Below are 21,853 nucleotides of genomic sequence, written 5' to 3'. Positions count from 1 at the left end.
CTTGTGGCCACCCGTGCGAGAGTCCTTGACATCAATTGCGCCCTCCCGGAGAGACCATTCTTGTCGCGTCTGAAAATACCTTCAGCAAACCAGAAGCACGCATCTGTTCAGCAAGTTGTCGCTCGTTCTCTTCAAAGATGGTCCCGTCAAATGCCATCAGCATTCCTGCTCTCGCAGCACCTTCCCGCCCGGCGACGATCCGGCATCGTTCGAAGAGCCATTGCGTCAGGAACCGCTCATACTCCAACTCTGTGCCCGCAGGAACCGCAGCCAACACAAGCGACTCGATTGCAGGGAGTCTGAACGTGAAGTGGCGTCGTCCCTTCCATGCGTTGAGCAGACCACCGGCCGCGGCCGTATTTCCGAAGAACGCTCGGATCTTGCCAAGCTGCTGTGCACTGAGCTGCCCTTGGCGCGCGCCTTCTTCGCGTGACACCTGCTCGATCATGCTGACGAGATCCTTCAAACAGCGCTGAGCAGCGCGTCGCAGTTGCGAGTGTGTGCCAGCACAATCAACAACGATTGCCATCGCAGAGTCAGACTGGATCGCAAGGGCGCGGGCAGCCTCCGCCAGTACAAGCCAGATTGACGTCCAGTTCATCACAGCCCTGACCCGCTGCACCGCTGGCAAGCCGAGGTGGCTGAGGATGTTTCTCGTTCCGTCCCTGAACAGTTCTTCCCACGCGTCATTGCGGACCTGTGATGCCGCTTCGACCTGATCCAGTGATGGGGCGTGGACCGGATCGCACTTCCCCTTGGCGCGAAGAGTTGATGCCAGAAGCTCGAGTGGAGAGCTCCGATCCCGGGGATACAGCGCTTCAAAGCCTGCCCGGGTCTCCTCAAGCCGCTGCTGGTTGCCGTCCCGTCGCAGAACGGCAAATGCGTAGGCCCCGGCCCCCCTCAGGTATCTCCGCTCGATCTGTACATCGACCCCAGCCTGACGACCCTTTCGAGCGTCCCAATGCACCAGTGATCGTGTGTACGGAAAGAAGTGCGTGCGCTCCCATCCCTTGGCCTTGACAACGTTGGGCACCTCCAGCTCTAGGCAGCGTAGCAAATGGGCAACCGCCAGCGACGTGTGTTCATTTAGAAGCACGGCGGCTTTGCGATGTTCATCCAGCTGCTCAGTTATCAGCTGCCGGGCGAAATCGTGCGCGGCCCGATGGACGTGAACCTCGTCCGTTTTAGGTAGGGTGCCTTCCTCACAGCAGACAACGAGATTTATGAGCTCGAGACCCGGGTAGTGTCCTGACCCGTCTACATCGAAGATGCCGCCAAAGAGCTTCTTGGTAACGTCTGGAGCGGAGACGGTTGCCATCATTCGCCTCCTACTTGAATGACGCCCTGATCGAGAGAAACGTTTTGTAGCTGACCGCGCATGAAAACGGTGATCTGCGCCGAGTCCTCGGTCGCGCCTTCCGCAAGCTGGCCAAGGAAGGTCCTCACCCGACGAATCTCGTTAGCGTAGAACTCCTCGCTGACATAGCCCGACGCTGCGCGTGCGACGCACTCAAACGAGAGAAGATCAAGCGGAAGATCCTTCAGAACACCGAGTCGCTCATCAACGCGAAGAATGACACTCCTGTCGATCCAGTCGACCGAGCGTGGCATGAACCATCGGGAATCCGGACCACCAAGCCATGCTGAGCTCGCTGGCTGGAGATTCACACGGCTGCTGGGGATCTGGCGAGCAACGATGGCTGCGTCGGCGCTTGCCTTCCCGAAGGCTGGATCCACCAGATACAGCATGGTCTCTGTCCTTCCGATTCGCAATCCCTGAATGGCGTGTAGCCCAGCAATGATGATGTTCTTGATCCGGACGCGCTCGTGCGGCTGCAGCTGACCCTCAAGTAGCTTGAGGAACACATCGCCGTACTTGAATCCAAGCTTGACCATTACGCTTTCAACTCCCTCGATATCGTCAAAGAATGCGCGACGCCTCAGCGCAGCAACTGCAAGACCAGTTGCTTCTGCCTCGCGATTCATCTCGGCGCGGGTCTGGGGATTCCCGTTGAAGTCGTCGATCCCAAGCGCCGCATCTACGACAGTAACGCGGCTTCCGACGCCGGCAAGGAACTGCAGATCCTGCTGCCCGGGTTCGAAGACCTCGCCGCGATTGAGGATCTTTTCGTCCACTCGCCGGACGGCAATGGCACCAGGATCCAGGCGCCTGAGCGCGGCGAGCACCGGAATGCCCTTGTCGGTCCGATCCGCTGGCAAGTTTGGTGGGGATTGGAATAGGAGGTTGTAGAAGGTCCACGCGTGCTGCCAGCCAGTCCTTTGTCCGCCGCCGGCCAATCGCTTGTCCACATCAGTGCAGGTCATGCCGCCAGTGATCAGGTAGGACACCAGCATCAGCATCTCGCGGATAGTCACGACGTTGCCCAACCGCTCTAGCACCAAGAAGATCTCTTCCAAGCGATTGAGGCGGCTTTCGGATTCAGCACCATGCTCAGCCAGCAGTGCTCGGTTGCGACGTATTGGACAGTCGAGTTCGTGAACACATGTGCCGCATGAACGTTCTCCCCACCTACGCCCATCTCCGACCCAGCTAGCCAGCACTCTTCTCAGAAGACTCCCGCGACGGGCGTCCGAATGCGCAGCCACCGATTGATAGTTGAGATTGACAATGTGAATCCTGCTGTCGCTACTCGCCGTAACTCCGCGCTCTATGGACTCGTTGAATAGTTCAGCAATTGACCTGCAAGCCGGGCCAGCGCCGTCTGAGCTGATTATTGCCCTCAACCTTCCTTCGTTCGCACAGACCACTAGCGCTTCACTTGTAATGGCGCCTGATGCTTCAATGAGTTGCGCGGCCCTAGAAGGTGGCTGGATTTCAGATAGATCCTTGTGGATTCGAAGCGCCACGCAATCCACGCCGCTTGCTGGGGGAATTGCGGTGCTGCCGTCACAGCTTTCCAAAAGGTACCGCCTAGCCCGTTCCGGATGGTGGCCCAAGAGATCAGTTTCGACCAGCCTGCGACACATGTGAGTCTTTCCGTGGCCAGCGTCCCCGGTGAGAACGATGCAACGAGCGCCTGCTTTGATCGCCTCCGCGGCATACTGAATTGCAACGGTAGCGAGATCGAGGTTGTCTTCACCGGTTTGGTATTCCTCATAGATCTGGTCATGTGCTGCACTGAACGGCAGGAATCTATGCAAACGAGTGACGTGACTATTGATACTGGCTGGCATCTGCCACCTCCTTGTCCGAGCGTTTTATCAAATCGCGCCAGATCTGGCTGGAGCAATCCCGATGCCAAATCGCGTTTGCATGCTGGTGATAGGCTCGTGAACCATCATGAGCTTTCGTTGAGTATTCGCTTTACCGCGGCAGCTATCTGGCTGGCCAAAAGCGACGGAACAGCGTTCCCCACTTGGTGATATTGCTGTGTCCGGTTCCCCTGGAAAAAGTAGTTGTCCGGAAAGCTCTGGAGTCTCGCTGCCTCTCTCACGGTGAGACTTCGGCACTGGGACCCATCCGGATGCACGAAGTAGTGCCCGTCTTTGGCGATATGGCTGGTGACGGTCGTGCTCGGCTCATTCGCAAGCTGCACCCGGAACCGATCGATGAAATGTCCCGATTCCCAGTTCTTGTGATTGGGGGCAAGTCCATCCAGCGTGAAGCTCTGATGGCCTTTGGGCGTGCGTCCGTGGGCTTTGCCGAAGCTGGCCACGTAGAAGTACCTGGCCAGATCGCTTGCCATATGCGAACGGGCCTCATGGTTCAGCCAGACGTCAAGGCGGGAGTCTGCAATCCAGCCGTGATACCGATCTTTGGCTTTCGGGTTATGTCTTGGGCCGTACCGCAGGCTACCGGTCTCCAGCGAACCGCCCAGGTTGAGCGCTTCCCCTCGCATTGCCAGCGCCACCTGATCCATGCCTTTCCTGATCGCGTCCTTCTGCAGGCGCTCGGCCATGGCATGAACCTCTTCACGCCAGATATCGTCGCCATCGCCCTTGCTGAGACGGCTTCTTAGAGGGGGCAGGTCAGAAATTGCGTCCTGTAGCGTGATTCGTTGTGCCGGTGTCAGATGATGGCCCCCGCTGTACATCAGGTCTTCACGTACCCCTAGCAGAATCACCCGGTGCCGGCATTGCGGAATGCCGTACTTCTCAGACTCAATGATGAATCGAGCAACGTCAATCTCCTGAGGATTCATATCCTTCTCGAAAACGTCGTTGTTCACCAGAGAATGAATCCGGTAACGTGGCCCTCGCGACTTGCCCAAAGCTTCACTGGGTGCCGCCATGTCCCGCAGGATGTCGTGGAACACCAAGCGATCGTTCACCTTGGCAGTCAGGATCCCTTTGACGTTCTCCATCACGAAAACTGCGGGGCGGATCTTCTGAACGACGCGGAGGTACTCCCGGTAAAGAAAGTGGCGGTGATCCTCTTCTGCCACGTAGTCTTTCTTGCCTCGGTTGCGAGACCGTCCAACGAGTGAGTAGGCCTGGCACGGAGGCCCGCCGATCAAGACGGTGCGGTCGTTTTCGCGAACCTTTGCCTTGCGCAGTAAGTGATCGAGCTTTGCGTTGTCCTGTTCCTCGCCGAGGGTCAGGCGCTGAGCCTCGTATTGCGCCACGGCCCACGCTGTTGGCATTGCCGCAGACGGATGCGGTGCGGAAGCCGAGTGGCAGAAGTCGTAGTAGGCCTTCAGCCCTTTCTCGTCCCCTGCATTGCGAACATGGCGAAAGAAGGCGCGCAAAGACAGCGTTCTGTGCGCGCTCTCTTCCATTTCCGCCGAGACGGCGATCTTGAACGCCTTCCCCCCGTTCAAGGAGGCGAAACCTTCGCCGAGTCCCCCTGGACCGGCAAACAGGTCAATCACTGGGTAAGTCATTTGCGATGGCTTGTCTTTCTAGGTGGTGCGTGCTCAAGCGTCGAGCCTGACATTTCTTCCGCCACGGGCTCACGCAACTCCCCTGTCTGCTGGGGACCCTCGATCCAGTCGCGCAATGCTCGCGCGAGGTCCGGGCTCTGCGGTGAACGTAGAAAACATTCCCAGACCACGAGTGTTCGCCAGCCCGCTACGCGCAGCGATTCGAGATCACGTTGGTCGCGCAGTCGGTTGCCAGCCAGCTTGGCTGTCCAGAACTCGGTTCGCGTGGAAGGTGTCCTGGCGTATCGGCAGTTCGCGTGCCCATGCCAGAAACAGCCGTGCACGAGGATGGCGATTCGCCGCCTCGGCAGGACGATATCGGGGCGTCCCGGAAGGTCCTTGCGGTGAAGGCGGAACCGGTAGCCCATCCCGAACAGGGCTTTGCGAACCTGCAACTCGGGAAGCGTGTTCTTGCCCCGGATGCCCGACATCATTTCGCTGCGCTTCTGAGCAGATACGAAATCGGTCACAAAGGGTCCTCCGGCTAATGGCGGCGATCGTACCAGGTCTCGTGTCGAAACCTGCCAGTCACTTCAGGAGTCGACTTTCGCCTTCAGCGATCCCGCATGTTCCGGCGAAAACACCGCAAACACCCCCGTCGCCCGCGCCACCTCGCGCCCGTCCACGCTCAGCACCGCTTCCACGTGCGCCACCGGCCCCTCGCGGTGCACCAGTCGGCCCACACACACCACTTCGCCCTCGCGCACGGGCAGCAGGTAGCCGATGCGTGCGTCCACCGTGGCGCAGCGTTCGTGCGGGGCCAGGGCGGTGTGCACGGCCATGCCCATGGCGGTGTCGGCCAGGGTGAAGAGGGCGCCGCCATGCACCACGCCGTTGGTGTTGAGGTGGTGCGCTTCGACGCGCATGCGCAATTCGCTGGCCTCGCGTGGGCCGGCCACGGTGCGCAGGCCAACGTGCTGCATGAAGGGGGCTTTCAACGCGAGGTCCTTTCGGTTGGTGGCCGTGGGGCTGCGGTGGGCCGTACCCACCACCAGGTCAGCACCACCAGCATCGCAAAAGCGGTGTAGGCCGCAACGAACACCCACCATGGTGCCTGCCAGTACAGCAAGCGCGACAGCCAGTGTTCAATGAAGCTGTCGGTGTAGCCCGCCTGGCCGGCGCGTTCGCGCAGCTGTTGCTCCCAAACGGTCAGCGGGCAGAGCTGGCCGAGCCAGCTTTGTACGGCGATGAACACGATCAAAACCAGGTGGGTGAGGCGCAGGCCGCGGTGCTGCACCCAGCGCCAGCCACGAACGCCGCCGATCAGCACCAGTGGCAGCAAGCCAACCACGGACACCACCACGGCCACGTGCAGCGTGAGCAAGCCGTCGGCCAACAGTTGAGCGGTGTCGGGGTGCATGGGCCCATTGTGCAAGCGCATGCCTGCGCTTAAAGACAAAGGCCGCCGGCGATGCCGGGCGGCCTTGGGTCAAAACGGGGTTGGATCGACCGAGCGTTCAGCGCTTGCCGCCACCGCCGCCGTTGCCTCCCCCATTGCCACCGCCGTTGCCTCCACCCTTGCCGCCGCCTTTGCCACCCGAATTGCCTTTGCCGGCGCCACCCGCAGCGCCGGTGCTGGTGGCGGCAAAACCCGACGCCTTGCTTTGTGCTTTGGCGGTGGGCGAGGTGGTGGACTTGTCTTTGGACTTGGCGGTGGTCTTTGCGCTGGTCTTGCTGGCCGTCCTGGTCCGCGATTCGGTGGTGGCATCGTCGCCCACTTTGTTCTTCGCGGCCTTGGCCTTGTTGGCGGCGCTGACCACCGCGCCCAGGCGGATGCCCAGGCTGTTGGCGATGGCGCCCCAGCCCATGCCGTCGTCGCGCATGGACTGCACTTTGTCGGTTTCGTCGGCCAGTTGATCGGGGGTGGGATCGGTGATGCCCGATTTGCTCAGGCTTTCGGCCGCGATCAGGCCGGCGAAATCCTGCCCACGGGGTGCGCTGGTGTTGTCGTCGGCATAAGACAAGCTGCCCAGGCAACTCAGGGCGATGACCAGGGGCAGCAGATGGCGCAAGGTGGGGGCGGGCATGGTGTCTCCTCGGAGGGGCGTGTGTCGGTCCATCATTGTTTCCGGCGTCTCCCGCGTTGAGCGTGACCGTGTGTAAACGGTGCCCAAGGGCGACCAAAGGCAAGTGAGCGGCTGTGCGCTTTTTGGCAGTACACGGTCCCCTGGGTGCGTCAAGCGGCGCCATCCCTATTGCACCCCTGTTGGCATGGGCGACACTGCGCGCTGTTGCGGCACGGGGTGCGGATGGGCTGGATCAACGTTTTCGGTGATTTGCGGGTAATGACGGGCATGTCGGTGGCCTTGCTGGGGGCCATCTTCCTGCTCTATGCCCACCGCGGGTCCTGGCCCTATGTGCGCTGGATGGCGGGCTCGGCCCTGGTGTTCGGGCTGCTGCAGATGCTCTATCGCGCAGCCGAACTGCTGGGCGCCGTGCGCGCGGCCGCTGGCGAGGTGGGCCCGTTCCTGGTGATGCCTTGCCTCGCGGCGCTGGTGGTGGGGCTTCACACTTACCTCAGCCCCAAGGCACGGCGCCAGGGTTTGCGCTTTCTGCTGATCACGGCAGTGGGCTTCGTGCTGTCGGCGCTGGTGGTCATCGGCTTTGCGGGCGAGCCACTGCGTGGGCCGCTGGCCACGGCCGTGGCGCTGATCGCCACCTCGGGCTGGCTGGTGTGGCGCTGGTGGCGGCGCGAGCGCTGGTTTGGCCAGTTGGTGCTGGCGGCCAGCTTTCTGTTGCACCCGGCGTTGCTGTGGGCCGCGCACCGCGCCGGCATGGATGCGCTGGCGTTTCGGCAGATCACGCCCATGCCCATCGTGGTGATCTACTTTTTGCTCATGACGCTGATCCTGCAGCGCGACGCGCGCCAGCTGGCGGCCGAGCTGCGCGAGCGCGAGCTTGCCGAGGGCCGGCTGCAGCAGCTGGCCGGCCAGCTCGACAACCAAGTGCGCGCACGCACCGGTCAGCTCGAAGAGATCAACCAGGGCCTGCGTTCGTTCTCCGGCATGGTGTCGCACGACCTGCGCGGACCGCTGCGCAACATCCATGGTCTGGCCGAAGTGGCCTGCGAATCCATCGAGGAAGGGCAGCCTGCGCTGGCCACGCCGCTGGTGCGCAAGATGGGCCAGGAGGCGCTGCGCGCCAGCCGCATGGTGGGCGATCTGCTGAGCCTGGCGCAGGCAGACCAGCAACCGGCGCAAAAGTCGCCGGTGGACTTTGCCGAGCTGACCCAGCAGTGCGTGGCACGCCTGGCGCAGGAGTACCCGGGAGCTGACCGCCTGGTGCGGCTCGGGCCGCTGCCGGTGTTGCCCGCCGATCGCGGCCTCATGGAGCACGTGCTGATCAACCTTATCGGCAATGCGCTCAAGTACGGCCAGGCCGTGCGCGAGCTGCAGGTGACGGTGCAGGCCGAGTCGCAGGGCCCGGTGTGGCGCTTCAGCGTGGCCGACAACGGGCCGGGCTTCGACGGGGATCGCGCGGGCGAACTGTTTCGCCCCTTCAGCCGGCTGGCCGAGCACGCCGTGCCGGGCACCGGCCTGGGCCTGACCGTGGTGCGCCGTGCGGTGCAACAGCACGGTGGCGAGGTGGGGGCGGCAGGTGAACCCGGGCGCGGCGCCACCTTCTGGTGGACGCTGCCGGCAACCTGAGGCCTTTGCGGCCGAGAGCGGCCAACAAAAAAGCCGCCTGACCGGGGTCGGGGCGGCTTGGGCGCCGGGCGCGGGCCGGACGGCCCGCTCAGGTGCACATCACTTCGCAGCGTCGATCTTCATGTACTCGGACACCACCTTCCAGCGGTTGTCCTGCAGTTGCGACAGGCGCGTGGCGTTGCTGCCCAGGCGCTTGGTGGGCGAGAAGGTCATCTCGGCGCTGCCGAAGATGTCGGGCGGAATGGTCATGGTGTCCATGGCCTTGATGAAGCCGTCGGTGGTCAGGTTCTTGCCGGCCTTGGTGGCGGCGCGGATGAAGGCGTCCATCGCGCTGTAGCCATAGACCGAAAACACGGTGGGGTCCTCGTTGAACTTGGTCTGGTACTTGGTGGCCCAGAAGCGCACCGGTTGCGAGGTGGAATCGAGGTAGGGGTGCTGCACCGTCATGGTGGCGTACAGGCCGTTCATGGCCGGGCCGCCCAGCTTGTGAATCAGGTCGGTGTAGGCCGCGCTGGAGCCGATGAAGGTGGGATTGAAGCCCAGCCGCCGCGCGGTGGCGATGCCGCCAATGGTCTCGCGGATGATGGTGCCCAGCACCACCATGTCGCACTGCTCGGAGGCGAGCTTCTGCATCTGCGACGAGAAGTCGGTGGCGCCGCGCTTGTAGCTGGTCTCCACCGCCATGCTCATGCCAATGCCCTTGAGGCCTTCTTCGGCGCCGCGCTTGACTTCCAGACCGAACTCGTCGTCCTGGTACATGGTGCAGACCTTCTTGGCGCCCTTTTCCTTGACCAGTTTGGGCACGGCAATGCGCATCTGGTCGTAGTAGGTGGCGGCGAAGCTGTACTTGAGCTTGTGGAAGGGCTCGAACATTTCGCGCGCGGCCGTCACCGGGAAGAAGTTGATCACGTTCTTCTGGAACTGCACCGGCATGGCGGCCATGTTCTGCGCCGTGCCGATGTGGCCGATCATGGCGAAGATCTTGTCCTGGTTGACCAGCTTCTGCGCGGCCAGCACGGCGTTGCGTGGGTCGTACTTGGAGTCTTCGACGATGAGTTTGATCTTGCGACCGTTGACGCCGCCTTGCTCGTTGGCCTCGTCCACGCGAAGCAGCATGCCCAGGCGCACCTGTTTGCCGAAACCCGCGATCGGGCCCGACAAGTCCTGGATGGAACCGAGGACGAGTTCGTCCTTGTTCACGCCCTGGGATTGCGCCATCGCGGCGCCGGCGCTCAGCGCGACGGCCGCGCCAATCAGGCTCAGTGTCATCTTCATCGCTCGTGTCTCCTGTGGTGAGGTGGAAGGGGCAGGGGTCAGTGGTACATCGCTTCGATCTGCTCGGCGTACTTCTTCTGCACGAGCTTTCGCTTGAGCTTCATCGTCGGCGTGAGTTCTTCGTCTTCGGCGGTGAGCTGGGTGTCGAGCAGGAAGAACTTCTTGATCTGCTCGACGCGTGCGAATTTCTTGTTGACCCGGTCGATTTCGCTCTGGATGAGCTGCTGCACTTCGGGGGCGCGGGTGAGGCTGGCGTAATTGGAGAAGGGCACGTCGCTGTCCTGCGCAAACTTCTCGACGTTCTCCTGGTCGATCATGATGATCACCGTGAGGTAAGGCCGCTGGTCGCCAATGACCACTGCGTCGGTGACGTAGGGCGAGAACTTGAGTTCGTTCTCGATCTCGCTGGGCGTGACGTTCTTGCCCCCTGCGGTGATGATGATGTCTTTCATGCGGTCGGTGATTCGGAAAAACCCTTCCTCATCCACCGTGCCCACATCACCCGTGTGCAGCCAGCCATCGGCGTCGATGGTCTCGGCGGTCTTCTCGGGCAGGTTCAGGTAACCCATGAAGACGTTCGGACCGCGCACCAGGATTTCGTTGGTGGCAGGGTCGAGCTTCACCTCGTTGTATTGCGCGGCCGGCCCGATGCTGCCGGGCTTGATGCGTTGCGCCGGAATGCCGGTCGATGCACCGCAGGTCTCCGTCATGCCCCAGACCTCGAGCATGGGCACGCCCAGCGCCAGGTACCAACGCACCAGATCGGGCGAGATGGGCGCGGCGCCGGTGACCAGGAAGCGGGATCGGTGAATGCCGATGACCTTGCGCACGTTGTCGAGCACCAGTACGCGCGCCAGGCGGAACTGCAGGCGCAGCGCACCGGGAACGGTCTCGCCCTTGAGCACGTGGTCGGCCACGCGCTGCCCCACGCCGATGGCCCAGGCGTAGGCGGCCTGCTGCAGCTTGCCCGCTTCCTTGAGCGTGATCATCACACCCGAATAGAACTTCTCCCACACGCGGGGCACGGCGGTGAACACGGTGGGCGCGATCTCGCGCACGTTCTCGGGCACCGTTTCGGGGTTCTCGACGAAGTTGAGCTTGGCGCCGGTGTAGAGCGAGAAGTACTCGCCACCCATGCGCTCGGCAATGTGGCACAGCGGCAGAAAGCACATGCATTCGTCGTTCTCGTCGCGCGCGATCAGTGTGTTGTAGCCGCGCACGGTATAGACCAGCCCCTTGTGGGAATGCATTGCGCCCTTGGGCTTGCCCGTGGTGCCCGATGTGTAGACCAGGATGGCCAGGTCGTCGGGCTGCACGGCGGCCACGCGCTGTTCAACCAGGCCAGGGTGTTGACGCAGGTGATCGCGACCCAGTTGGCGCAAGGCGTCCAGGCTCATCACCTGCTCGTCGCGGAACTCGCGCAGGCCTTCCATGTCGATCACGACGATCTTGCGCAGCAGGGGCAGCGATGCGCGTGCTTCCAGCGCCTTGTCGAGCTGTTCTTCGTCTTCGACGAACAGCACCGTGGTACGCGAGTCCTCGCACAGGAACTGCACCTGCTCGGGCGCGTCGGTCGGGTAGATGCCATTGGCCACGCCGCCGGCGCTGAGCACCGCCAGGTCGCACAGCACCCACTCGATGGTGGTGTTGGACAGGATCGATGCCGTCTCGCGTGCTTCGAAGCCCAGTGCCATCAGGCCGTGGGCGATTTCGCGCACCGCGTCGCCGGTCTGCTGCCAGGTCCAGCTGCGCCAGATGCCGAAGTCCTTCTGGCGCATCCAGACCTTGTCGCCACGGGCAGCCACCCCGTTCCAGAACAGCGCGGGAATGGTCTCGCCATCGAGCACGGTGCGTGTCTCGGGCTGGATGTGGGCGAGGTTCCAGAGTTCACTCATCGCTCATCTCCAGTTCTTCTTTTTCTTCCATCGGCGGTCGGCGCGCACGCCTTGTTCCTTCATGCCGAGGTAGAACTCCTTGATGTCGTCCTTCTCGCGCAGGCGGGCACAGGTGTCTTCCATCACGATGCGGCCGTTCTCAAGCACGTAGCCGTAGTCGGATGCATTGAGTGCCATGTTGGCGTTCTGCTCCACCAGCAAGATGGTGGTTCCGCGCTCGCGGTTGATGCGCACCACGATCTCGAAGATCTCCTTGGTGAGCTTCGGGCTCAGGCCCAGGCTGGGCTCGTCGAGCAGGATCAGATCCGGGTTGGCCATGAGTGCGCGGCTGATTGCCAGCATCTGCTGCTGACCGCCGGAGAGCAGGCCGGCGTCCTGCGTGGCGCGCTCCTTGAGGATGGGGAAGTAGCGGTACACCAGCGCCATGTCGTTGGCCACGCCGTCGCGATCGCGGCGGGTGTAGGCGCCCATGAGCAGGTTGTCGTGCACGCTCAGCAGCGGAAACACCTCGCGCCCTTCGGGCACGTGCAGCAGGCCCTGCTGCACGATGAAGGCCGGGTCCTGCGCGGTGATGTTCTCGCCCTTGAATTCGACCGTGCCCTTGCGCGGGTCGATGATGCCGCTGATGGTCTTGAGGATGGTGGTCTTGCCGGCGCCGTTGGAGCCCAGCACGGTGGCGATCTCGCCACGGCGAACCTGCAGGCTCACACCGCGAATGGCCTTGATGGGCCCGTAGGCGCTCTCGACGTTGGAGAGCTTGAGCACCGGTGCGTCGCTGGTCGGAACCGTCATTGGTTGACCCCCACGCTGGTCACTTCGTGTACGGCGCTGCCCCCCAGGGGGGCGTTCGCAATCTGGGGCGGACCGGCATTGCTCATCAGTACACCTTCGTGTTCTCGCGGCGCAGGCTGGACACGTCGTCCACGCTGCCCAGGTAGGCTTCGATCACGCCCGCGTCGGCCTGCACCTCGGCCGGCGTACCGGTGGCCAGTTCGGTGCCCATGCTCATGGCCAGCACGCGGTCGGACACCTTGGAGACCAGGCTCATGTCGTGCTCGACCATCAGCACCGTGATGCCGAGCTCGTTCTTGATGTCGGTGATCCAGAACGCCATGTCTTCGGTCTCTTCGACGTTCAGGCCCGAAGACGGCTCGTCCAGCAGCAGCAGCTTGGGCTCGGTACACAGCGCGCGCGCCAGTTCGACCACCTTGCGCACGCCATAAGGCAGGCCGGCCACCATGCTCTCGCGGTGGTGCTGCAGGTCAAGCAGGTCGATCACATGCTCCACCCGCTCGCGCGCCTCGATCTCGGCCGCACGCGTCTTGCCGGTGAAGAAGATCTCGCGCCACAAGCCGGTTCTCCGGTGGGTGTGGCGCCCGATGAGCAGGTTCTGCAGCACAGTGGCGTGCTCGAACAGTTCGATGTTCTGGAAGGTGCGCGCAATGCCCAGCGCGGCGATGGCGTGCGGGGGTTGCTCGGTCAGGCGCAGCGTGCCATTGGGGCCGGCAAAGTCGATGGTGCCGGTGGTGGGGGTGTAGATGCGGCTGATGAGGTTGAACACCGTGGTCTTGCCCGCACCGTTGGGGCCGATGAGGGTGAACACCTCGCCCTTGCGCACGTCGAAGCTCACGTCGTTGACCGCGAGCACGCCGCCAAAGCGCACGCTCAGGTTCTTGGCGGACAGCAGGATGTCGTCGTTCATGGCGCTCATTTCAGACGGTCCGATTTCTGGAACGACTTCTGCCGCTTGAACATGCCTTTGCGATAGAAGGGGAACAGCTGGAAGTAGGTGCGCACCTTGAGCCAGCGGCCGTACAGGCCCAGGGGTTCGAACAGCACGAAGGCGATCAGCACCAGGCCGTAGACCGTGCCTTGCAGGCCGGCCGCCTGCCCGATGGCGTCGGGCAGAAAGTCCTTGCCCAGCGCGATGAGCTGCGGCATCACGATCAGGAAGATCGCGCCGAGGAAGGCGCCGTGGATGGAGCCCAGGCCGCCGATGACGACCAGCAACAGCAGGTCGATCGACTGGATGATGGAGAACTGCTCGGGCGAGAGGAACTGGATCTTGTGTGCGTACAGCGCACCGCCCAGGCCCGCCAGCGCGGCCGACAGGGCGAACGACAGCGTCTTGTAGCGCGCAAGGTGGATGCCCATGCTCTGTGCCGAGATCTCCGAGTCGCGGATGGCCACGAAGGCCCGGCCGGTGGACGAGCGCATCAGGTTGACGATGGCCAGTGTGCTGAGCACTGCCACCACCAGACACAGAAAGTAGAAGCTCTCGGTGGAGGTGAACTCGAAGCCGAAGAGCGACGGCGGGTTGACCAGCAAACCCTTGTTGCCGCCGGTGACCGACTCCCAGCGCGCCAGGCCCTCTTCGACGATGAAGCCGAACGCCAGCGTGGCCATGCCCAGGTAGATGCCTTTGACACGCAGCGCGGGCAGGCCCACCACCACACCCACCGCGGCCGCCAGCAGACCGGCACACGCCAGCGCGATGGGGAAGGGTACGCCAGCGTTGACCATCACCGCCTGGGTGTAGGCGCCCACGCCCAGGAAGGCCGCGTGGCCGAGCGAGAACAGACCGGTGAAGCCGGCCAGCAGCATCAGCCCCAGGCCGACGACGCCGTAGATCAGCACAAAGGTGAGTTGCGCGAGCCAGTACTCGTCGATGCTCCAGGGCGCCGTGGCGAGGAACAGGCACAGCAGCCCGTACCAGAAGACGTGGCCGCCATGCTTGGCGAGACGGATGTCCTGGTCGTAGTTGGTCTTGAACAAGAAACGCATGTCAGACCTTCTTGCGCAGCTTTTCGCCGAACAGCCCATTGGGCTTGAGCACCAGCATCAGCAGCACCACGATGTAGGGCGCGATGTCCTTGAAACCTTCGGGCAGGTAGAAGCCGGCGATGGCCTCGACGATGCCGATCACCAGGCCGCCCACGATGGCGCCGGGCAGGCTGCCAAAGCCCCCCACCACCGCGGCCGGGAAGGCCTTGAGGCCGATGAAGCCCATGTTGGCGTGCACGAAGGTGATGGGCGCCAGCAGCAGGCCGGCGATGGCGGCCACGCCCGCGGCCAGCCCCCACACCAGGCCGTTGAGGCGCTTGACCGGAATGCCCATGTAGTAGGCCGCGAGCTGGTTCTGCGACGCCGCCTGCATGGCGATGCCGATCTTGCTGTAGCGGAACATGGCAAACAGCACAACGCACAACACGGCGGTGGCGCCGATCACCACCATCTGCTCGGCCGAGATCACCAGGGCACCGAGCTTGAGCACCTGGCCGGCGTACGGCACCGGCAGGGTGTGCGTGTCGGTGCCGATGTTGGGGATCATGGTGATGAGCCCGCGCAGCACATACCCCACGCCGATGGTGAGCATCACGATCGAGAAGGCCGGCTGGCCCAGGATGGGGCGGATGACCAGGCGCTCGATCGCGATGCCGAACAGACCCATGCCGACGATGGCCGCCGGCACCGACACCCAGAACGGAAAGCCCAGCAGCTCCATGGTGAGCAGGCCACCGAAGGCGCCCACCATCATCAGATCGCCCTGCGCAAAGCTCACCGTTTCGGTGGCCTTGTAGATGAGCACGAAGCCGAGCGCGATGAGGCCGTAGATACAGCCTTGCGCCGCTCCGCTGATGAGCAATTGCAGCAGTTGCAAGCACGGTCTCCTGTGTTGTGGTGGACGGTGTGCGCTGCAATCCGGAAGGCGCGTGTCCAACTGTTGTGCGGGTTTTATATCGGGCCTGCTGCAAACGCAGGCTAGGGTAGACCCGAGCCTGCGTCGCGCAGGTGCCAGCCGATGCGGCACGCTATTTTTAGCAAGCAGTTGCTTGGCAAAAATAGGGAATACGCCTATGCTGCCGCCATGAATTCGATCCGCATCGGGGCCGGGCTTGGCTTTTATGGCGACGCATGGGAGCCCATCGCGGCCAGCATCGAACGCGGCGGCGTGCAGTTCATTGCCAGCGATCACCTGGCCGAACTCACGCTGGCCATCCTGCAGAAAGACCGCCAACGCGACGCGTTGCTGGGCTATGCGCGCGACGTGGTGCCGCTGCTGTTGCGCCTGTGGCCGCTGATGCAGCGCCACGGCGTGCGCTTCGTCTGCAACGCGGGCGGCCTCAACCCGCGCGGCGCCGCGACGGCAGTGACGGCGGCACTGGCGGCCAAGGGCCTGAAGGCGCGCGTGGCGGTGGTGAGTGGCGACGACGTGTTGCCCCGCTTGCAGGATGCGGGCGCGGGTTTTCCCCATCTCTTCACCGGAGCGAGTGCGGACGCGGTGCGCGAGCGGCTGGTGTTTGCCAACGCCTACCTGGGCGCAGCGCCCATCGCGCGCGCACTCGATGAGGGCGCGGACATCGTCATCACCGGCCGTGTGGCTGATGCGGCCCTGTTCCTTGGGCCGATCGCGCACGCGCACGGCTGGCGAATCGAAGGGGCAAGCGAGGGCGCCGAGCTCGATCGCCTTGCGCAGGGCCTCACCGTGGGGCACCTGCTCGAATGCTCGGGCCAGGGCAGCGGCGGCAACTTCGGCGCGCAAGGCATGTGGCAAAGCATTCCGGACCTGGCCCACATTGGCTACCCGATTGCGGAGGTGTGGGCCGATGGCAGCGCGCTCATCACCAAGGCGCCCGGCACCGGAGGGCGGGTCAACTTCGACACCGTGCGTCAGCAATTGCTCTACGAGGTGCACAACCCGCATGCCTACCGCAGCCCCGACGTGGTGCTCGACATGGGCGGCATCCGCCTCGACGACGAAGGCCAGGACCGCGTGCGCCTCACGGGTGCGCGCGGCAGCGCCCCGGGCGATCAACTCAAGGTGGTGGCCGGATTTCGCGATGGGTACAAGGCCGAGGTCACCTGGGGCTTCTCATGGCCCGACGCCTGGGACAAATCGCAGCAGGCGCAGGCCACCATTCGCACCCTGTTGCGCGAGAAGCGGATACCGCACGACGAGCTCTACGTGGAGTACCCGGGCTTGAACTCCGCGCACGGGCCCCTGGCGCCCTTGCCCGCACCCGATGCGCTCAACCAGCTCAACGAGGTGTGGACGCGCCTGGTGCTGCGCACACCCGACAAGGCGGCCGCCGATGGCTTTGGCCGGTTGTTCCCCTGGATGGGGCTGAGCGGGCCGGCCTACACCTGCGGCTTCACCGGGCTTCACAACGTGAGCGAGTTGCTGGGCATCTGGCCCACCCTGGTGGATCGGCGCGAGGTCGAAGCGGGTGTGACGGTCGAGTGGATGGAGGTGGCATCGTGAGCGTGGTTCGCATTCCGCTGGCGCGCATTGCCCACGCGCGCAGTGGCGACAAGGCCGACTGGGTGGACTTCGGCCTGTTCGCCTGGAACGAAGCGGGCTACGCCCTGCTGCAGCGCGAGGTGAGCGCCGCGCGCGTGCAGCAGCACTTTGCGCCCTGGCTGCCCGGTGAGGTCGACGCCTGGCCCTTGCCCAACATCCTGGCCCTCAAGTTCGTGCTCAAGGGCGCGCTGCAAGGGGGAGGGGCGCGCAACTTGCGGCTGGACAACCTGGGCAAGGCGATGGCCGCGGCCTTGTTGCGGCTGGAGATCGATGTCGATGCGGCCGAGCTCGATGCGGTGCTCGCCGCACCGCGGGTGGGCTGGTGGGGAGATGCGCCATGAGCGACAGCGACGCCAAGCGGGCGGTGCAGGTCGAGGTCCTCGACACGCTGCATGTGATCACCCTCGACCGACCCGAGGTGCGCAACGCGGTGGACACCGCCACCGCGCACGCGCTGCACACGGCCTTTCTGGCGTTCGAGGACGACCCGCAGGCCAGGGTGGCGGTGTTCCATGGCGCACACGGCCACTTCTGCGCCGGCTGGGACTTGCAGTTCGGCGCCCGCGCCGCGCAGCAGGGGCGCAGCGATGCCCTGGGCGACCTTGAGTTCGCCACCGACGATGCGCGCGCCATCGGCCCCATGGGCCCGTCGCGGCTGCGTTTGTCCAAACCGGTGATCGCGGCCGTCAGCGGCGCGGCCGTGGCCGGCGGCATGGAGCTCGCGCTGTGGTGCGATCTGCGCGTGATGGAGGCAGACGCCTACTTCGGCGTCTATTGCCGCCGCTTCGGCGTGCCGCTGATTGACGGCGGCACCGTGCGCCTGCCGCGCCTGATCGGCATGGGGCACGCCATGGACCTGATCCTCACCGGGCGCAAGGTCGAGGCCGCCGAGGCCCTGCAAATGGGGCTGGCCAACCGCGTGGTGCCGCGCGGGCAGGCGCGCGAGGCCGCCATCGCACTGGCGCAGCAACTGGCGGCCTTTCCGCAAGCGACGATGCGGGCCGACCGCGAGAGTGCCTACGCGCAGTGGGACCTGCCCATGGGCGATGCGCTGCAGCAGGAATGGCAGCGCGGCAAGGCCCGCATCCCCGATGCGCTGGAGGGCGCACAGCGCTTCGCGTCGGGGCAGGGGCGTCACGGGCGCTTCTGAAAGCGGATGCGGGCCCGGTGACTCTCAAATGGGGGTCGATGGACGGGCGGGTGGTCGTTAGGGTTGGCGCATCCGTACCCACACCCTGGCCTGCGCGCAGACCGCGCAGGCCCTAGCTTGAACCGGGAGGTGCCGCCGATGCCGTGGAATCGTTGTGTGTTGATCGCCTGCCTGGCCTGGGCCGCAGGTGCGAATGCCTTCGCCGGCGAACAGGACCTGGCCGGTCTCAAGCTGGGCATGACGCCCGAGCAGGCAAAGGCGGCACTGGTGGCCTTCGGTGTTGAGCGCGCCAGCATCCAGGAAATCCAGAGCAGCTTTCGCTACGGGGACGGCGTCAAGTCGTTCAGCACGGAGCCTTTTCTGGACCGCATGACCGGCGGCAAGCGAGTACGCAAAGGCAGCCTCTGGGTGGAAGACCAGTTCGAACTGAGCTTTGCACCGCCGCCCAAGGGCGGGCAGCTCGTGCTCGTGCGTCGCACCATCAAGAACCCGGTGGACCCGCCCACGGTGGCCGACTACCGGGCCGCGATTCTCGACAAGCACGGCAAGCCCGACATGGAAACCCCGGGCAGCCTGAGCTGGTTCGACCCCGCGGGTGCCGTCCACTGCGTGCGCGACGTGACGGATGTGAGTGGCGTCATGTCCAGCATCTACATGGGCAACGACAAGTACGGCTGGCGGCTCAACCACCTGCGCAACGCCAACAAAGTGCGCAACCCCAGCGAGTGCGCGCGGGTGCTGAGTTACCACATGCTGGCCTCACCCAAGTCGCCGGCCAAGCAGGTGCGCGCGACGCTGGCCGATGTGCCGGGCTGGGGCACCGCCTACCTGGCCACCCTGGAGTGGGTCGAGGCGCAACGCCAGGCGGCCATCAAGCGCCGTGAGGGCAGCGCCAGCAAGCCCAGGCTCTGAGTTGTCGGGCCGCGCGGGCGGTCATCGGTTCCGCAACGGTGGCAGCGATTGGCCCCGACAGGGCAAGCCTTGCTGCCTAGCATCGTTGGCATGCCTTCTGACGTTTCGCCAATCACCCACGACGTGCTGGTGCTGCAGCACACCCTCGAAGACAACCCGGGCTACCTGGGTCAGTGGCTCGACGCCCGGCAGGCCCGGTGGCAGGTGTTCTGTGCCGAGGCCGGCCAGGCCTACCCGGCCAGCGTGGCGCCCTACCGCGCGCTGGCCGTGCTGGGTGGCGAGTGGGGTGCCAACGACGACCGCCCCAGCCTGCGCCATGTCGAGGCGCTGATCCGCGAGGCCGACGCGCTGGGGGTGCCTGTGATCGGCCACTGCCTGGGCGGGCAGTTGATCGCACGGGCCTTTGGCGCGCGGGTAGCGCGCCTGCCGCAGCCCGAGGTGGGTTGGCTGCCGATCGCCGTGCGCGACACGCCGGCCGCACGGGATTGGCTGGGCGACGCGCGCCTGCCCACCGTGTACCAATGGCACTACGACAGCTTTGTCGAATTGCCGGCAGGCGCGGAACTGCTGGCGGGTTCGCCGGCCTGTGCGCACCAGGCCTTCGCGCTGGGGCGGCACCTGGCGATGCAGTTCCACATCGAGATCACGCCGCAGAAGATCCGCACCTGGCTGGGCGATCCGGGGCCCGTCTATCCGGATGCGGTTGGCCGCCATCCGGACACGGTGCAGTCGCCCGAGGTCATGCTGGCCGCCACCGATCGGCACCAAGCAGGCAGCGAGGCCCTGGCCGAGGTGATCTACGCCACCTGGCGCCGCCGCTGGCGCATCTGATCTGGCCCGTCTGATCTGGCTCAAGCTGCGCCAGGGGCCGAACGCCCACAATGGCCCGATGCCCTTGTTCTCCTCTCTCTGGCAACGCCGCGACTGCCTGCTGGCGGCCGCCGCCTGGATGACCTGGCGGGTGGCCGGCGCCGCCTGGCTCGAAGGCAGCACATCAGACAACCAGGTGGCGCTGCGCTGGTCGCCCGCGCAAGCTCAGCAGGCGGTTGGCTTGCTGGCCCAGGCCAACCAACATGGTCTGCACCCGGACGACTACCTGGCGTCGTCGCTGGCCGATCGCTTGCCGGCGGCCCTGGCTCACCCCGACGCACCCATGGCGCACCAGTTCGCCGACGACCTGGGCCGTGCGATGCGGCAGTTTCTGCACGACCTGGCATTCGGGCGGGTGGATCCGCGCCAGGTGCACCAGCAGGTCAGCGTCGCGCCGCGGGCCGGTTTCGATCCCGGCCAGGCGTTGGTCGCTGCGCTGGCGAACGGGCGCCTGGCCGACGCGGTCCAGGCCGCCGTGCCACCGTTGCCCATTTACGGGCAGTACCAGGCGGTGCTGATGGCCATGCAGGCGCTTGCTGGCGACGCGGCCTGGGCACAACCCCTGCCCGCCTTGCCCAAGCCTGCCCACGCGCGCCTGCCCCGGCTCGACCCGGGCGCCACCTGGTCGGGCACCGAGCGCATGGCATTGCGGCTGCAGCGCCTGGGCGACCTGGCCGCCGACGGCCCGGTACCAGCGCGTTACGAAGGCGAACTGGTCGAGGCGGTGCGGCGCTTTCAGGCGCGCCATGGGCTGGGCGCCGACGGCGTGGTGGGCGCCTCGACCCGCGCAGCACTCGAGGTCACGCCGGTGGCGCGTGCGCGGCAGGTGGCGCTGGCCATGGAGCGGCTGCGCTGGACGCCGCTGTTCCTGGGGCCACGCATGATCGTGGTGAACATTCCCGAGTTCGTGCTGCGGGCCTACGAGGTGGTGGACGGGCAGATCCAGGTGCGGCTGACCATGCGCGTCATCGTGGGCGAGGCGCTGGACCACGAGACACCCTTGTTCGATGAGCGCATGCGCAGCATCGAGTTCAGCCCCTACTGGAACGTGCCGCCCTCGATCGCCAAGGCCGAGACCGTGCCCCGTCTTCGACGCGACCCCGCCTACTGGGACCGGCAGGGCTTCGAGTTCGTGGGCGGTGACGGCTCGGTCGACACCGTCCTGACGCCGTCCAAGCTGGACGCCGTGCTGGCCGCTCGCCTGCGCATCCGCCAGCGCCCGGGGCCGACAAACGCGCTGGGCGACATCAAGTTCGTATTCCCCAACCGGGACAACATCTACCTGCACCACACGCCGTCGCCGCGGCTGTTCGCGCGCCAGCGACGCGACTTCAGCCACGGCTGCATCCGGGTCGAGGCGCCGGTCGCGCTGGCGCGTTTCGTGCTGCAGGACGATCCGCGCTGGAACCATGAACGCATCGAGGAGGCGATGAACGCCGGCGTGTCGCGCACGATACGGCTGCGCGAGACGCTGCCGGTGCTGATCGCCTACAGCACGGTCGTGGTCAAGCACGGGCAGGTGTATTTCCACGACGACCTGTACGGCCACGACCGCCTGCTGGACGAAGCCTTGCGCGCCCGATCGGCCGCGCTGGCGCGCGCACCGACGCCGTGGTCCGGCTCGTGACGGGCGCCATGGTAATCTCTCGCGCATGCCTATCGACCTGCTTCACCAGGAGCGCCGCTGGTTTCTTCGGCGCAGCACCCGGATCACATTGGCCGGTTCCGCCCTGGCCGCCCTCGCTCCAGCCGCCTGGGCATCGACCGCCGCCTCGCGTACCCTGGCGTTCAGCCACACCCACACCGGTGAATCGATCGAACTGACCTACGCCAGCGGCGCACGCTACCTGCCGCAGGCGCTGGAACAGGCCAACCACTTCCTGCGCGACCACTATTCCGGCGAGGTCGGAACCATCGAT

The 21,853-nt window shown here is 65.0% G+C and carries 21 protein-coding genes; 8 read left to right on the top strand and 13 right to left on the bottom strand.

Going from position 1 to position 21,853, the window contains the following annotated elements; translation table 11 throughout:
* Positions 1 to 31 precede the first annotated feature (31 nt).
* From KF871_RS16705 to KF871_RS16675, 7 genes are all read right to left on the bottom strand, one after another.
* Entirely contained in the window at positions 32 to 1,318 is a 1,287-nt protein-coding gene (locus KF871_RS16705) for a hypothetical protein (RefSeq protein WP_291145103.1), read from the bottom strand.
* Complete coding sequence (locus tag KF871_RS16700) at positions 1,318 to 2,418, bottom strand: hypothetical protein (RefSeq protein WP_291145100.1); 1,101 nt, start codon at positions 2,416 to 2,418, stop codon at positions 1,318 to 1,320. Before KF871_RS16700 ends, KF871_RS16705 begins: the two co-directional genes overlap by 1 nt.
* Before the next feature lie 881 nt (positions 2,419 to 3,299).
* On the bottom strand, positions 3,300 to 4,832 hold the full coding sequence (locus KF871_RS16695; RefSeq protein ID WP_291145097.1) for a DNA cytosine methyltransferase: 1,533 nt from the start codon (positions 4,830 to 4,832) through the stop codon (positions 3,300 to 3,302).
* Between the two features lie 8 nt (positions 4,833 to 4,840).
* The gene (locus KF871_RS16690; protein ID WP_291145094.1) at positions 4,841 to 5,353 is read right to left on the bottom strand and encodes a very short patch repair endonuclease; all 513 of its coding nucleotides are present in this window, start codon (positions 5,351 to 5,353) and stop codon (positions 4,841 to 4,843) included.
* Positions 5,354 to 5,416: 63 nt separating this feature from the next.
* The gene (locus tag KF871_RS16685; RefSeq protein ID WP_291145090.1) at positions 5,417 to 5,821 is read right to left on the bottom strand and encodes a PaaI family thioesterase; all 405 of its coding nucleotides are present in this window, start codon (positions 5,819 to 5,821) and stop codon (positions 5,417 to 5,419) included.
* Positions 5,818 to 6,243: a DUF2784 domain-containing protein gene (locus KF871_RS16680; RefSeq protein WP_291145088.1), complete on the bottom strand. Its 426-nt coding sequence runs from the start codon at positions 6,241 to 6,243 to the stop codon at positions 5,818 to 5,820. The genes KF871_RS16685 and KF871_RS16680 overlap by 4 nt, the downstream gene beginning before the upstream one ends.
* A 97-nt stretch (positions 6,244 to 6,340) precedes the next feature.
* Entirely contained in the window at positions 6,341 to 6,910 is a 570-nt protein-coding gene (locus KF871_RS16675) for a hypothetical protein (RefSeq protein ID WP_291145085.1), read from the bottom strand.
* A 258-nt stretch (positions 6,911 to 7,168) separates the two neighbouring features.
* On the opposite strand from KF871_RS16675, the gene KF871_RS16670 reads away from it, so the two are divergent.
* On the top strand, positions 7,169 to 8,530 hold the full coding sequence (locus KF871_RS16670) for a HAMP domain-containing sensor histidine kinase (protein ID WP_291145083.1): 1,362 nt from the start codon (positions 7,169 to 7,171) through the stop codon (positions 8,528 to 8,530).
* Positions 8,531 to 8,629: 99 nt separating this feature from the next.
* Here KF871_RS16670 and KF871_RS16665 read toward each other — a convergent pair whose 3' ends face one another.
* The 6 genes from KF871_RS16665 to KF871_RS16640 form a co-directional block, all read right to left on the bottom strand.
* Positions 8,630 to 9,805 (bottom strand): ABC transporter substrate-binding protein, encoded by a 1,176-nt coding sequence (locus tag KF871_RS16665; RefSeq protein ID WP_291145080.1) that lies wholly within the window; start codon positions 9,803 to 9,805, stop codon positions 8,630 to 8,632.
* A gap of 38 nt (positions 9,806 to 9,843) precedes the next feature.
* A complete protein-coding gene (locus KF871_RS16660; protein WP_291145077.1) occupies positions 9,844 to 11,700 on the bottom strand; it encodes a long-chain fatty acid--CoA ligase in 1,857 nt (618 codons plus the stop codon).
* Between the two features lie 3 nt (positions 11,701 to 11,703).
* A complete protein-coding gene (locus KF871_RS16655; RefSeq protein WP_291145073.1) occupies positions 11,704 to 12,492 on the bottom strand; it encodes an ABC transporter ATP-binding protein in 789 nt (262 codons plus the stop codon).
* An 85-nt stretch (positions 12,493 to 12,577) separates the two neighbouring features.
* Entirely contained in the window at positions 12,578 to 13,402 is an 825-nt protein-coding gene (locus KF871_RS16650; protein WP_291145069.1) for an ABC transporter ATP-binding protein, read from the bottom strand.
* Positions 13,403 to 13,407: 5 nt separating this feature from the next.
* Positions 13,408 to 14,484, bottom strand: a complete 1,077-nt coding sequence (locus tag KF871_RS16645; RefSeq protein ID WP_291145067.1) for a branched-chain amino acid ABC transporter permease — start codon at positions 14,482 to 14,484, stop codon at positions 13,408 to 13,410.
* Between the two features lies 1 nt (position 14,485).
* On the bottom strand, positions 14,486 to 15,361 hold the full coding sequence (locus KF871_RS16640) for a branched-chain amino acid ABC transporter permease (protein WP_291145064.1): 876 nt from the start codon (positions 15,359 to 15,361) through the stop codon (positions 14,486 to 14,488).
* A gap of 207 nt (positions 15,362 to 15,568) precedes the next feature.
* Between KF871_RS16640 and KF871_RS16635 the strand changes: the two genes are divergently transcribed.
* From KF871_RS16635 to KF871_RS16605, 7 genes are all read left to right on the top strand, one after another.
* Complete coding sequence (locus KF871_RS16635; protein ID WP_291145061.1) at positions 15,569 to 16,963, top strand: acyclic terpene utilization AtuA family protein; 1,395 nt, start codon at positions 15,569 to 15,571, stop codon at positions 16,961 to 16,963.
* Positions 16,960 to 17,343, top strand: coding sequence for a hypothetical protein (locus KF871_RS16630; protein WP_291145058.1), 384 nt, complete (start codon positions 16,960 to 16,962; stop codon positions 17,341 to 17,343). The genes KF871_RS16635 and KF871_RS16630 overlap by 4 nt, the downstream gene beginning before the upstream one ends.
* Entirely contained in the window at positions 17,340 to 18,152 is an 813-nt protein-coding gene (locus KF871_RS16625; protein ID WP_291145056.1) for a crotonase/enoyl-CoA hydratase family protein, read from the top strand. Before KF871_RS16630 ends, KF871_RS16625 begins: the two co-directional genes overlap by 4 nt.
* A gap of 138 nt (positions 18,153 to 18,290) precedes the next feature.
* Positions 18,291 to 19,064 (top strand): hypothetical protein, encoded by a 774-nt coding sequence (locus KF871_RS16620; RefSeq protein ID WP_291145054.1) that lies wholly within the window; start codon positions 18,291 to 18,293, stop codon positions 19,062 to 19,064.
* A gap of 90 nt (positions 19,065 to 19,154) precedes the next feature.
* A complete protein-coding gene (locus KF871_RS16615) occupies positions 19,155 to 19,895 on the top strand; it encodes a type 1 glutamine amidotransferase (protein WP_291145051.1) in 741 nt (246 codons plus the stop codon).
* A 58-nt stretch (positions 19,896 to 19,953) separates the two neighbouring features.
* Positions 19,954 to 21,561 (top strand): L,D-transpeptidase family protein, encoded by a 1,608-nt coding sequence (locus KF871_RS16610; RefSeq protein ID WP_291145048.1) that lies wholly within the window; start codon positions 19,954 to 19,956, stop codon positions 21,559 to 21,561.
* A gap of 25 nt (positions 21,562 to 21,586) precedes the next feature.
* Positions 21,587 to 21,853: DUF882 domain-containing protein (locus tag KF871_RS16605; RefSeq protein ID WP_291145045.1), on the top strand; the 267-nt coding region annotated here is incomplete at its 3' end.

Origin of the sequence: Hydrogenophaga sp., assembly GCF_019635465.1 — a bacterium.
Lineage (GTDB): Bacteria > Pseudomonadota > Gammaproteobacteria > Burkholderiales > Burkholderiaceae_C > Hydrogenophaga.
Note: the sequence above shows the minus strand (reverse complement) of the source record. Positions and strands in the feature narration are given on the sequence as shown.